The organism is Rhizobium nepotum 39/7, assembly GCF_000949865.1.
Lineage (GTDB): Bacteria > Pseudomonadota > Alphaproteobacteria > Rhizobiales > Rhizobiaceae > Agrobacterium > Agrobacterium nepotum.
This window is the reverse complement of the sequence record NZ_JWJH01000045.1, coordinates 1-13,607: the sequence shown is the minus strand read 5'-3', so window position 1 is coordinate 13,607 and position 13,607 is coordinate 1. Positions and strand designations below refer to the sequence as shown.

10 protein-coding genes and 1 pseudogene are annotated in these 13,607 nt (G+C 55.7%); 7 read left to right on the top strand and 4 right to left on the bottom strand.

Going from position 1 to position 13,607, the window contains the following annotated elements; translation table 11 throughout:
• Both RS75_RS27015 and RS75_RS25230 read left to right on the top strand, forming a co-directional pair.
• Positions 1-261 (top strand): annotated as a pseudogene (locus RS75_RS27015) (hypothetical protein); the annotation flags it as partial.
• Between the two features lie 240 nt (positions 262-501).
• A complete protein-coding gene (locus tag RS75_RS25230; RefSeq protein WP_052679751.1) occupies positions 502-741 on the top strand; it encodes an IclR family transcriptional regulator domain-containing protein in 240 nt (79 codons plus the stop codon).
• A gap of 31 nt (positions 742-772) precedes the next feature.
• Here RS75_RS25230 and RS75_RS24030 read toward each other — a convergent pair whose 3' ends face one another.
• Positions 773-1,555: an IclR family transcriptional regulator gene (locus RS75_RS24030; RefSeq protein WP_045025128.1), complete on the bottom strand. Its 783-nt coding sequence runs from the start codon at positions 1,553-1,555 to the stop codon at positions 773-775.
• A gap of 181 nt (positions 1,556-1,736) precedes the next feature.
• Here RS75_RS24030 and RS75_RS24025 point away from each other — a divergent pair, with 181 nt between their 5' ends.
• The 5 genes from RS75_RS24025 to RS75_RS24000 all read left to right on the top strand — a co-directional run bounded on the left by RS75_RS24025 (position 1,737) and on the right by RS75_RS24000 (position 8,595).
• Positions 1,737-2,447, top strand: coding sequence for a gluconate 2-dehydrogenase subunit 3 family protein (locus RS75_RS24025; RefSeq protein ID WP_045025127.1), 711 nt, complete (start codon positions 1,737-1,739; stop codon positions 2,445-2,447).
• 1 nt (position 2,448) lies between these two features.
• Positions 2,449-4,218 (top strand): GMC family oxidoreductase, encoded by a 1,770-nt coding sequence (locus tag RS75_RS24020; protein WP_045025124.1) that lies wholly within the window; start codon positions 2,449-2,451, stop codon positions 4,216-4,218.
• A gap of 16 nt (positions 4,219-4,234) precedes the next feature.
• Positions 4,235-5,557, top strand: coding sequence for a c-type cytochrome (locus RS75_RS24015; protein ID WP_045025122.1), 1,323 nt, complete (start codon positions 4,235-4,237; stop codon positions 5,555-5,557).
• 144 nt (positions 5,558-5,701) lie between these two features.
• Positions 5,702-7,120, top strand: coding sequence for an MFS transporter (locus RS75_RS24005; RefSeq protein WP_084687202.1), 1,419 nt, complete (start codon positions 5,702-5,704; stop codon positions 7,118-7,120).
• 68 nt (positions 7,121-7,188) lie between these two features.
• On the top strand, positions 7,189-8,595 hold the full coding sequence (locus tag RS75_RS24000; protein WP_045025120.1) for a carboxylesterase/lipase family protein: 1,407 nt from the start codon (positions 7,189-7,191) through the stop codon (positions 8,593-8,595).
• A 398-nt stretch (positions 8,596-8,993) separates the two neighbouring features.
• Here the strand turns inward: RS75_RS24000 and RS75_RS23995 are convergent, their stop codons facing one another.
• From RS75_RS23995 to RS75_RS23985, 3 genes are all read right to left on the bottom strand, one after another.
• On the bottom strand, positions 8,994-9,608 hold the full coding sequence (locus tag RS75_RS23995) for a TetR/AcrR family transcriptional regulator (RefSeq protein WP_045025119.1): 615 nt from the start codon (positions 9,606-9,608) through the stop codon (positions 8,994-8,996).
• 122 nt (positions 9,609-9,730) lie between these two features.
• Positions 9,731-11,995 (bottom strand): glycoside hydrolase family 3 C-terminal domain-containing protein, encoded by a 2,265-nt coding sequence (locus RS75_RS23990; protein WP_045025117.1) that lies wholly within the window; start codon positions 11,993-11,995, stop codon positions 9,731-9,733.
• The gene (locus RS75_RS23985; protein ID WP_045025116.1) at positions 11,992-13,293 is read right to left on the bottom strand and encodes an MFS transporter; all 1,302 of its coding nucleotides are present in this window, start codon (positions 13,291-13,293) and stop codon (positions 11,992-11,994) included. The genes RS75_RS23990 and RS75_RS23985 overlap by 4 nt, the downstream gene beginning before the upstream one ends.
• Positions 13,294-13,607 lie beyond the last annotated feature (314 nt).

The following is a 13,607-nucleotide window of genomic DNA, read 5'->3' as shown; positions in this document are numbered from 1 at the left end:
AGTAAAAGGGGTGAATGTTCAGTGCTGATTGACACCCGGCGCATCGTTGGCTGGCGGGCGAGCCGGACGGCACATGCGAGCTTTGTCCTCAATGCCCTTGAACAGGTACTTCATGATCGGCGTCCCGTTCATGGCGGCGGGCTCGTGCACCATTCGGACAGGGGCGTTCAAGGCAGATTCAACCGGTCGCCGCAACACCCCAAACTAGGAGGTGTGAATGGCTACGGGAAGACGGAAGTCGGAGCGGTCAACGCAGCATAAATTATCCTCGCCAGGTCGGCCACCTGTTGTATGGCAGCGTGAGAACCTGTGCCGGTTCTGGCGAGAAGTAGCGGCTGGCTTGTCCAGCGAGGATGCCGCTGTGGAAGCCGACGTCTCTTTCGTGCGGGCGACCAACGCGTGTGCATGAGCCGGTGTCGCAAAAGGTCCAGCCACACGAATTACGTCGAGCTGGGGACGCCAGTTCCCCTGCAACACGGTGGCTCAGCCGCAAAGATTCTTTTGGCTCACACAGACACGGAAATCGCAGACAATTCAGAAATCCGCACCCTCGGGTACGCTCTGTCGAGTGGCGAACGGCTACGCCATTTTGCCTCGGTGTCGCTGCCGTTATTTGATACCGATCGAAGCTTTCTTGGCGCTGTCACCGTGTCAGGCTTGGCTGCGGAAATTTCGGACGCAAATCTTCTCGATTATGTTTCCATTGCAAAAGAAGAACTTGCGCGAGCTGGCTTCGCATAAGCTTTATCCCACCGAGACAACTAGCATGCGGCTAACTAAGAGACGGCGAGGACTGCTCTCTCAAGTTCACCGCCTCAGAGATTGCAGTGGCCGCCGCTTTCAGTTCTCCCACGGAATCCGAAATCACCTTTTCTGTCAGCCTGCTAACGAAACAATACATTGCAAGCGTCAGAAAAACCTTCCCAGAAGCGCTGAACACAGGCACTGCAACTCCGCCTATTTCCGGCTCCCTCTCGCCCTTGTTTACAGCGTATCCCGCTTCTCGAATTGCTGAGAATTCCACCTGGAAGCTATCGATCTCTCGGCGCTCAGGGCCTGGCTCAACGTTCGAGAGTGTTGCCTCGAGATATCGGTCACTTGTGGCTTTTTCCATAAATGCGAGCCAAACCTTGCCATGAGCTGTCGCATGGGTTTCGAAAATTCGGCCAACTCGGGTACTGATTGTGACATCCTGCCGAGAGACCGTCGTCGCAATGCAGGTTATTCCAGGTCGGAGCAACCGCGCAGCGGACACTGACTCATTGATCTTCAGGCACAAGCTGTCGAGGATGGGCTGCACGGTTGCGAGAAGCGGGTTCGCTTTCATCGCTAACAAGCCCAATTCACTGATCTGGTGCCCAAGGACGTAGGTTCCCCGTTGCAACCGCGTTAGGGCGCCCGCTTCTTCCAACGTCATGAGAAATCGATGTGCAGTGGCGGCATTCATGCCCAATTCGTTCACAACGATTGCTGTCGTGATCTCGGGTCGACCTTCCGTAATAAGATCCAGAATTGCGAGACCCTTGATCAAAGAGAAGTTTACGTTGGTTGTCACGGCTATTCGTACTCCTGCAAGCGTTCCCTTTTAGACCGTATGGCGTCACCGACACAAGTTTGATCAATCTCAAATATAGAGTTGTTAATCTCGTATTTTGAGATATTAGCTTCTGCCGAGCTAGCCATCGGCTCGCCCCTCGCGGACGGCCATTGATCTGGACTCTCGCTGAGGAGTTAAAATGACAGACTTGTCCAATCGCCCGACCCGCCGAGGCTTTCTCAAAGCCGGAACAGCTTCCGTTCTCATCGCCGGCATTCCGGTGAAGGTTTATACCAAGGAGCTGCAGCCCCCGGTACCCCTGGATCAGTACGAGCGACTGTTCTTCACACAAGAAGAGTGGAACTTCGTGATAGGAGCCGTCGCCCGCCTCATCCCCTCGTCCGGCGATGGGCCTGGCGCCATCGAGACACGCGTGCCCGTTTTTCTGGATCGGCAGCTGGCGGCGGAATATGGCGCGGCCGCAGACTGGTACATGGATGGCCCGCACGACCCGACCGTTGCACCGACAATGGGTTACCAAACACCGCTCACGCCCGCCGAACTCTATCGCAAGGGCATCCAGGTTTTCGACCAATGGTGTCTTGGGAAACATGGCAAGCATTTCGCTGCGCTGACTGAACCGCAGCAGGACAGCGCCCTGACCGCACTCGAGGGCCGTGGTGACGAAAAAGTCGCGCTGTCTCCGGAACTTCGGGATTTCTTCCCGCTACTCCTTCAGAATACCAAGGAGGGTTACTTCGCCGATCCGATCTACGGTGGCAATCACGGCATGCAGGCTTGGGTCTACATCGGCTTTCCGGGCGCGCGTGCCGCATACACCGAGTGGATCAGCCGCCACAACGTTCCCTACCCCCTTGGTCCAGTATCGATTTCCGGAGAGAGAGCTTAACATGGCGCGCGTTGCACCCAAGAAACAGGTTGTCGTGGTCGGCCTCGGCTGGGCCGGGTCACTGATGTCGATGGAACTCGCCAAGGCTGGCATGGATGTTCTGGCGCTGGAGCGCGGCGATGACCGCAACACGGTTCCTGACTTTCAATATCCGGACGTTGCCGACGAGTTGCGCTATGGCGTGCGCATGGGCTTCATGCAGAAGCCGCGCCGATCCACAGTCACCATCCGTAATGAACTCAACCAGACGGCTTTGCCCTATCGGCAGCTCGGCGCCTTCTTGCCCGGTGACGGCGTCGGTGGCGCTGGCATCCATTGGAACGGCCTGACATGGCGCCCGATGGAAGCGGAATTCGAGCTCCTGACCCACACAGAGAAGAACTTTGGCAAGAATGTCATTCCGGAAGGCATGACCATTCGCGACTGGGGCATCACCTACAAGGAACTCGAGCCCTACATGGACCGGTTCGAGTATGTTGCAGGGGTCTCCGGACAAGCAGGCAACGTACAGGGGAAAGTCGTTCCAGACGGCAACCCTTTCGAAGGTCCGCGCGCGCGGCCATATCCGCTGCCGCCGCTTCCCGATACCTATGACGCTGCGTTGTTTCGGACGACCGCAAAGGAACTGGGATACCATCCGTTCACTTTGCCCGCGTCGAACGCGTCCGAGTCATACACCAACGAATACGGCATGCAGCTTGGGCCTTGCAATTTTTGCGGCTTCTGCGGTCGCTATGGCTGTCTCAATTATTCCAAGGCGTCGCCGCAGACATGCGTTCTCGACGCCCTGAAACGGTTGTCCAACTTCCAGTACAAAACAAGATGCGAAGTGCTGAAAATTGAGAAGTCTGCCGATGGCAAGACGGCGACAGGCGTTACCTACTTCGACGAATACGCCAACGAGGAAGTTTTCCAGCCGGCAGATATCGTGATTTTGACGGCCTTCCAGCTTCACAACGTTCATCTGATGCTTTTGTCCGGCATTGGTGAGGCATACGATCCGGTTCAGGAAACTGGCGTCGTCGGCCGCAACTATTCCTATCAGGTCATGGGAGCCACCCGCCTGTTCTACAAGGACAAGGACTTCAAGCCCTACATGGCTTCTGGCTGTGGTGGCGTGGCAATCGACGACTTTTCCGTTGGCCAAAACAACTTTGCTGAACTCGGCTTTGTCGGCGGAAGCTTCTTCATGGCTGGCACACAGGGCGGCACTCCGATTCTATCGACCGCCGTACCGGCTGGAACAAAGGGCTGGGGCGCGGACTGGAAGCAGAAGGTGGGTGACTGGTACGGACACTCGATGCAGATCGTCTCGCACGGTGCCAACATGTCCTACCGCGACTGCTATCTTGACCTCGACCCGACGTATCAGGACCGCTTTGGGCGCCCACTTATGCGCATGACTTTCAACTGGAAACCCAATGACATCCGCATGACTAATCACGCCAAGACCAAGATCGAGGAATTGGCACACGCCATGCAACCGGATTCGATTTCGTCAAACTACATGCGCGACGGCTCGAACTTCGACGTTCGGCCTTATCAGACCACCCACACGGTTGGCGGCGCCATCATGGGCGCCGACCCGACCCAGAGCGCGCTCAATCGCTTCCAACAGTCCTGGTCCGTGCACAACGTCTTCGTGGTTGGGGCCAACGCGTTCCCACAGAACACACAATACAACCCGACGGGAGCTGTCGGCGCATTGGCTTACTACGCCGCGGAAGCCATCCTGACGCGCTACATCCAGGCGCCTCGGCCACTAATTTGATGCGGGAGCACCTGAGATGGAAAAACTTCTAGTAGCCGCCGGCATCGCAGCGTTCACGGGCGTCGCCTTTCTTGGCGCCGTAATTTTTGTGCCTCCGGTGCTCACCAAACCACAACTGCCCGACGCTGGCGTGGCTGTATCGGGTTCGGGCAAATACGTGGCACAGCTCAGCGACTGCGCGGCCTGTCATACCGCTCCCGGCGGCAAACCTTTTGCCGGTGGCCTGCATATCGAAAGCCCAATGGGCACAATTATCGCGACGAACATTACCCCCGACGCAAAAAGCGGCATCGGCGGCTGGACGCTGGACCAATTCCGGGCGGCTCTGCTCGACGGCATCGGCAAGGGAGGACAGCGGCTCTACCCGGCCATGCCCTACGAAAATTATCGGAAACTCGGTGAAGCTGATATTGTCGCACTTTACGACTACCTCATGCATCAGGTTCCGGCTGTGAAGACGGATCTTCCGGAAACGAAGCTAATGTTCCCGTTCAACCAGCGCTGGGGCATGCGGCTGTGGAACTGGGTAGCGTTGAGTGCGCCCGGCTTCAAGCCGACTGCCAAGGATGACGAGCTTGCGCGAGGCGAATATCTGGTCGATGGTCCCGGCCATTGCGCGGCATGCCATAGCCCAAGAAATCTGTTCATGGCACAGGACGGTGCCGACTCGAGCAGCGCCGGTTATCTCGCCGGCGGACAAATCGATGGCTGGGACGCGCCCGGATTGCGTGGCCCGAACAGTGAAATTCGCGACTGGACCGAAGCCGACCTCAAAAGCTACCTCCTTTCCGGACGCAATACCCATGCGGGTGTCGGTGGTGAAATGGCGCTTGTCGTCGAAAACTCTCTGCAATACTTGAACGCTTACGATGCAGATGCAATCACGCGTTATCTAATGTCTCTCAATGAAGGACACGTCGCCGCCAGTTCCGAACCGAACAAGGCAGAGGAGCAGACGACCAAACAGTTGACAGAAGCCATCAACCTCTCGCTCGGCGCACGTCTTTATCTCGACAATTGCAGCGCTTGCCACTTCGTCAACGGGAAGGGAGCACCTGAGGTCTTCCCAGCCCTGGATAAGGCATCGATCGTGAACGCTGATAGCAGCAAAGGCCTCCTGAATACGATCCTCTATGGCGCCGAGATGCCATCGACCGCGACACGTCCGGCCAAACTGCGGATGCCGGGCTTCTCACATCGCCTCTCAGATCAGGAAGTCGCGGAACTCGCAACGTTCCTCCGACAGGCGTGGAGTAATAAGGCAGCGCCCGTTGCGGCTGACGAGGTCAAAACCCTTCGCGATAATCACAAAGGCCACCAGGAGGCATCAAAACACTAGATCAAGCAATCTTGGTTGATCGGGGCCAGTAGTAGCTCGTCAAGTGCAAGCCGCATCGGGTGATCTCTGCTGGCCACCCTACCCTGCACCTCGTCATCGTTTCGAACGTGGTGCGATCGGTCGAAGTTCATCCAAGCGACAAAGATGATTGACATCGACAGATGGAGTTTCCGCCCAATGACGCGCCTGGCCATTAATCCAACCTCACGTACCATTTCCCAAGAGGATTTCGAACGCGCCCTTGATGAGCTTCCGTTTGGAAAGAAGCACGGCCTTGTGGTTCTACTGGCGGCGTCTGCCATCTTGGCCAACGGCGCCGCCAATCAGGCAATCGGATATTCACTGCCTAGCATCGCTGCCGAATTTTCCTCAGGGGCGGGCTTCTTCCTCCCGATGCTGGGACTTGGACTTTTCGGCATGATGATCGGTAGCCTGAGCGCAGGCTTGGTTGCAGACCGTATAGGGAGACGGCCAACCCTTTACGCATGTGTGATCCTTTTCGCCATCGCGACCACCCTGATGTCGCTGGCGTCCAGCGTGGGCGTTATGATCGCATTACGCTTCTTCGTCGGGCTCGGACTGGGAGGCGCTCTCCCCTGTTCAACAACATTAGCTGGGGAAACAACACCCAAAGCATGGCGGACCGCCATGATTACAATCGTGATCCTTTGCGTGCCTCTGGGCGGCATGTTGGCCGGTATCGCGGCAGAACTTCTCTTGCCGAGTTTGGGATGGCGCGGACTTCATGTCTGCATCGGCGCCTTCGGACTTATCGTCGGGATGATCCTATTCGGCTTCGTCCCGGAATCTCCAAGATTTCTTGCCAGGAAAATTAACGATGACGCCGGGCTATCTGGCCTCCTGAGCCGTCTTGTTTCCCGCCAGCCGGCGCAATCTTCCCAGACCCGGGCCCATTCGCAAAGTTTCGCTCAAACTCCGGGCACAAATGTGAAGCTGGCCGATGTCATTTCGGTGAGGCGCGATGCCTTTGCGCTCTGCTTTTCCTTTTTCTCATGCCTCTTTGTGGTTTACTGCGCATTCAATTGGCTTCCGATACTGCTGACTTCGCACGGTGCAGAGCCCAGTCTGGCAGCGAGAGGGCTTACATTTTTTAACCTTGGTGGTGTCATCGGTCCGGTGGCCTGCGCTTTCATGATCGGGCAATTTGGGTCTAGGAAGACGTTGGTCGGATTCAGTCTAGCTGCAACGATCACCGCGTTCTGCCTTGCAATTGGAGGGGCAGATCCGATCGGAATCGCACAATATCTCGCAATCGGCCTAATCGGCTTTTTCGTGAACAGCGTCCAGTCGTCGCTTTTCGTTGTCGCTGCCCATATTTTCCCAACCTCGTCGCGCGCCAAAGGCACGTCGACAGCTTTGGCCGCAGGCTTCTTCGGCGCAATATTGTCAACCTTTGCGGGTGGTACATTGGTTACAGCTGAAAGGATCTCGCCATTCTTTTTCGCTCTGAGCATACTGACCCTGATTTGCGCAATGAGTATTTTCACAGTCCGCAATTCCATACCGCCAACCGTAAGATCGGGGCCCGCCAAAATTAGCTGAGTCCCTAAACGCCGATCTGGTTGCAGATATGAATTGCACTCGCTGGTCTGGAAAAGGAAATATTCAGAATGAAACTTGTCATCGCCTCGTATCTGTTCAGCATTCTCTTCATGACAGCAACCAGTCATGCGCAAGAAACATTTGAGGCGAAAAGTTCCTCGGAGGTCGTTATCGATTCAGGAAGCTTGCGCGGCGCGGAAAGCGGAGGCGTCGTTTCGTACAAGGGCATCCCGTTTGCCGCATCGCCCGTCGGCAGTCTGCGCTGGCGCGCTCCTCAAGCGCCCGTTGAGTGGGCTGGAACACGCACCGCAACAGAATATGGCAGTGACTGCATGCAGAAGCCGATGGCAAACGATGCTGCTCCTCTCGGCACGCCACCCACTGAGGACTGCCTCTATCTCAATGTGTGGCGCCCTGCGAAACCAGCGATAAAAATGCCCGTCCTCGTGTGGATCTACGGGGGCGGATTCTTGAATGGTGGAGCTTCGCCGCCGACCTACTCCGGTGCGGAACTAGCGAAACAGGGCATAGTCTTCGTCAGTTTCAACTATCGAGTCGGGCGCTTTGGCTTTTTCATGCACCCCGAGCTCACACATGAGGCGAAAGGCGAGCCGCTTGGAAACTACGGTTTTATGGATCAGATCGCCGCGCTTAACTGGGTGAAACGTAACATTCACGCCTTTGGCGGCAACGCAGAGGATGTAACGATCGTTGGAGAAAGCGCAGGGGGCATGTCCATCCATACTTTGCTCACCTCACCTATGACCAAAAATCTATTCCACAAGGCGGTGATCCAGTCAGGTGGCGATGGCAAGCTCATGATGGCAGATAAAACGAGCGCCGAGCAGGCAGGCACAGCATTTGCTAAGGCGAAAGGAATAGAAGCGTCGGCCAGTGAGCCGATCGCAAAACTTCGAGCTCTTAGCGCCGAAGAGGTCACGGATGGTCTGAGTATGGCGACCTTGTTCGAAAAACCTTCTGATGGCCCGAAGACATATACCCTGCCCATGTATGACGGTCAGGTCGCGGTCAACGCACTTGCGGCTTATTCTACGGGTAGGTTTCGGAAAGTGCCGATCATGGTTGGCGCCACCAGCGCAGATCTGTTTGGCATTGACGGCCCTATGATCGCAGGAGCCCAGACCATCGCGCGAACGTTGTCGGGCGAGAATATCCCGGTATATTACTACCAATTCTCGTACGTCGCAGAGTCCGTTAGAACACCTGAAACTCGTGGTGCCAGCCACGCAAGCGAGATCCCGTTCTTTTTTCGGACGCTCCATGCTAAATATGGGGACACGGTTACCTCTCTCGACGCCAAAACTAGCTCGTTGGCGAGTAGTTATCTTATCAACTTCGTAAAAACCGGCGATCCTAATGGAGAAGGGTTGCCGGCTTGGCCGAAATACCAAACCGGCGGCCTGAACCGGCTAGACTTCGATGAAGACGGTGCCGCCACAACAATGAACGACTGATACCTCCCGAGGTGCCGGAATACGTCTCGTGGACCGCGCAAGTGGGTCGCTCGTCAAGTGAATTATGGCAAGCGGCCCACTCAGCGACAGTGAGAAGTAGGGAGAATGCTTGAGCCTTCAGATAACGCCCGGATGACACCGATCGCTGGGCAAACCTGATCTATCTCGCGGCTGACGTTGAAGCTATGGCAATCGGGCGCAAGATATTCTCAAAGTTATGCGCGCTCAAAGTTACGCGCGAAGAGTTTTGCATGAATGGGAGAGCGGACTATTTGGGGACTTTATTGAGGGTCTTAGATTCAATTTTCCTCCCCACGGAAATGGTTAAGTAAGCACATCGCTTTACGCGACGTACCAACACGTACTGTCCAGGGACCTGGCAGCTCGTCAGCCACCCATTACTTGGACGGCAAACTATTTATGGCTGCACGAACCATTGCCGCGACCTTCTCCAGCCCGGCAACAAAATCAACTGTTGGATTTCGAAGCCATTGCATTTGCAAGCCGTCCGACGCCCCAAAAAGAATTGAAACGAGAAGTGCAATCTCCTTGCGAGTATTCTCGTTTGTGATGCCCCTTGCCTGAGCGATGGCGTCGGTGAAACCATCACGGGCTATGTCGTACCGATTAACAAAGAAACGGTGAGCGGGGTGCTCTTCCGTTAAAGTCTCACCTGTCATGACAGAGAAAAAGCGGACCAAGTTCCTGTCGGCTATGTTACGCCGCGCGGCACCCATCATTTCGTCAACGAATTCGGTCTTGCCACTGGCGACCGACTGCATGTCGGGTCTGACAACGGACGAGGGATAATGCAGCGTCAAAGCTGCGTCGAGCAACTGTTCCTTCGCGCCGAAATGGTGATGCAATGCCGACTGCACCACGCCTGCGCGCTTGGCAATATCGCTCACAGATGTCGCTCTATAGCCTTTTTCGCCAAAAAGCTCGATTGCCGCCGCCAGAATCGCTGCCCGTGTCCGCTCCCCCTGTTCGGCATTTTTCGACGCACGTGGCATGGGTCCCCGATCAGGTTAGGCAATATCGTCCAGTGTTTAGTGCAAAGGCAAAGGGTCTGCAACAGTTTGCCCACCACCCAACCGGCCGTTTTCCCATTCCTAGACGCGAGTAGGAAAATTTTTCAAGCACCTTTGCCAGTGATAGTTCTTATATCCTCGAGTGACACTGGAACGCCAGGAAACTCAACGATTGTTGCCAGCGGCACAGAGAGAACCGCGTCTCGACCACCCCCTTCATCAGCGAGAAGGTCAGCCATACGGCCTTTCAAGCCACCACGTTCTTCGATCAGCTTGCTCAGTTTCGGTCCGAGTTCGAGATTATCCAACCATTCCCCGAAGGTCGACCATTCGTCGAGTTCAAGCACGATCTTGGAGCCAGGCACGATGGCGGGTTGCTTCAATGGGAGGTCCCTAGACGAACTACCGACGCAAACGACCACTTCACCCCCCGGAAAAACCCAGGATTGGCTGAGAGTATGCCAATGAGAAAGATGATCCCGTTTGACTGAGATTTCGACGGTGGCCTCTTCTCCAGGTGCCAAGCCGACTTTTTCCCAGCCACGTAGCTCGCGCAGAGGTGTAGCAATGCTTGGATTGCAATCCTCGACATATAACTGAACAACTTCTTGACCGAAATACTCTCCGGTATTGCTGACCCTGATCTTTGCATCGAACGCTATCGGATCAGACAAAGGCCGGACGTTGATCGCCAAATTGGAATATTCGAAGGTTGTGTACGACAGCCCGTGGCCAAATGGGTAGTCGACCGCAATGTCGCGTGCATCATAATAGCGGTATCCGACATAAATACCTTCGCCGTATTCGACATTCTGATTTTCACCGGGAAATGCGAGGAAGGCAGGGGAATCTTCAAGCCGAACAGGGATAGTCTCGGCGAGTTTTCCACTCGGGTTGACGACGCCAAACAATACGTCGGAGACCGCATCTCCGTGTGCCTGCCCCGTCAGCCAGAACTCCACTATCGCGTTTACATGATTGCGCCATGGCGATGTTGTGACGACGGATCCGTTGCTCAAGACGACGACGGTCCTCTTGCCTGAATCGCTCAAAGCAGTAACCAGAGCTGTCTGATTTGCTGGAAGGTCAATCGTCGTTCTATCGCGCCCTTCCGCCTCAAATTCACCGGGCAAGCCCATGAATAAGATCACAATATCGGCACGACCGGCTACCTCGACCGCTTCCTCGACCAAGGCATTATCTGGAGGTCCTGAAAGGACATAGCCGCTAGCAAACTCCAGTTCCATGCCGACCTCGTGAGCTCGCGCAGTCAGAGCCTCCAGGCCACTTACAACCTTGGTAGGATTAACTCGCGAGCTGCCTGCGCCTTGATATCGCGACTGACGAGCCAGCTCACCGATAACGGCAATCTTGACGCCTTGTTCTGACGCAAGAGGCAAGACCCCGTCGTTCGTCAAAAGAACAGCGGAATCCGCGGCGGCCTTACGCACAAGCTCATGGTGCTGCGCGTAGTCAACCGGATCTGCTGACGTGGAAGGCGACGTGCGTTCTGACAGAAGCCGTATCCTTTCCACCGTGTTGGCCAGAATAGTCGGATCGATCTTTCCATTTGCCAAAGCGTCATGAATCCGACCGTCTTCGGGGCGGCCGGGCATGCGCAAGTCAAGACCAGCCATCAGCGCATCGACTGGATCGCGTACAGCGCCCCAATCAGAAACCACCACGCCTTCAAAGCCCCATTCATCGCGAAGCACCTGCGTTAGCAACCAATGATTTTGCGACGCAAACACGCCATTGATCCGATTGTAAGACGACATCACGGACCAGGCGGCAGACTCTTTCAGGGCGATCTGGAAAGCACGGAGATAAATTTCTCGCAATGGGCGCTCAGCAACATTCGCGCTCACCCGTAACCGGTCTGTTTCCTGGTTATTGACCGCAAAATGCTTCAAGCAGGCAGCAACGCCTTTTGATTGGAGCCCTCGTGCTGCCGCACCGGCTAGGATCCCTGTTAGCAGGGGATCCTCTGAGTAATATTCGAAATTTCTACCACATAATGGGCTTCTTTTGATATTTAGGCCCGGCCCGAGCACAACGTTCACGCCCGCGGCTCGAGCCTCCTTTCCCAAAGCTTCTCCCACCTTTTCGATAAGTTCGACGTCCCACGACGACGCGAGCGTTACCGCAGGTGGAAAGCATGTGGCTGGCGCGCTGCGTTCCAGCCCCAGATGATCGGGGTTCTCATCGTCCTGCACACGAAGGCCGTGGGGGCCATCCGCGAGACGGATCGACTTAATTCCGAATCCAGAAGCTTTTGCCGTTGTCCAATAGTCGGCGCCCGTCGTAAGAGACAAGGCTTCCAGATCGTTGGCATCCAGCCCCGGAGTTTGAGGGGATACGTTTGTCATTTTGCACCTTTGATGAACTGGATAAAGAGGGCGCTCAGCAACGCAAAGGCTGCAGCGAACAGATACAGCGATGTATAGTTTCCACCGGCTCCATTCGAGTTGATGCTCAAAAGAACTGGGGCGATCACAGGGGCAATCGTCTGCGGAATCGTGCTCGAAAGATTAAAGACACCCATGCTTTTACCCGCCGAACTCTCACGGTCCGGAATCACCTCGGAAACCAGGGCATAGTCGACGCCGAAGTAGAGGCCATTACCGAGCCCAGCAATGGCCATGCCGATCAAAAACGACTCGACATTGTTTGCAAAGGCGACAACGAGCATCGCGATGACGAAGAAGATCGAGGCGACAACGACCAACGGCTTACGACGCCCCAGATAGTCGGAGAGCAAGCCGCCACCCACGCTTGAAATGGCGACAGCAACTGCAAGCACGAACATCGCCGTTGTAAGGATTGGTGCCACCGTCTCCGTCGAATAACCGAGGCGATCGATCAGGAAGTAAGTCTTGTATGTCGTTAGGAGATAGAGTGCGGTCCAGGCAAGAAATCTCCCAGCCCAGACGAGGCCAAAGTCCCGATGCTGGAATGGATTGATCCATAGAGCCCCGAACACGCTTTTCAGTGTGAGGTTCGGCACCTCACCTGGGTGTCGACGGACCTCCTTCAGCGTGAGGAGAAACGGCAGAACAAGCGCGCATCCGAGTATAGCGGGCCAGATGAACATGCCCACGCCTTTGGTTCCAACCAGCTGAATGAGGAAAACCCCGGATACAACGGCCAACTGCCCAGTCATGCCCATAAACCCCGATACTCGTCCGCGAAGTTTCGTCGGCACACGTTCGGGAAGTACGGCGATCGTTGCCGCGATTGCGGCATTGAAAGCGACCTGCGCAACGGCCCAACCCAACGCAACAAGTGGAATGGTAGGCGCCGCACCTATTGCGAAGATCGAGAGAACCCCGACGAGAAAGCCCCAGAATATGAAAACACGGCGCTGTCCCCAACGGGAAGTCGAACGATCGCTCAGCATACCAAAGATGGGGTTCGAAAAGAGGGCAGCCGCGGCACCTATGCTTGCAACGAGCGCAAGTGACGACGCCTTTCCCTGTGGATCGATTTGCCCAACTCTGATCGCAAGGGTGACGGATGCCGGCGTGATCAAGGCGATGTAAATCCCGATCAGAGCGGTGATGTAGCGCGCGACGAACAGAACGCCAACCTTCTGGCCGGTAAGCCTGATGTTGCGTTCCGGGGCTGCCTCGGTAAGCAGATAGCTTGAAATATCAGGTTGAACCATGACCTCCTCCTCCAAAAAGTCTGATGAAAGCGTTTCAACACATTTCTATAGATCGGTCAACCGACCTATATGTTTACTGGAGTGTTTTTCCGTCGTGTCATTGGATGGACGATCTGGATCTGGGACGCATTCACAGCATGGATCGTGATGTCCAGGAGCGTTGCGTACTTCAGGCTCCGCCGAGGCTCTAATCGCAGCCGGATGAAACTTCAGTGGCAGGTCAGCAACCCTGCAAATCCCGGATGCGCTGCGGTTGACCCATGAGCCGGTCGCCGACTGTGCCCGTTACGACAGGCTCAGGAGGGCAAGTTGAT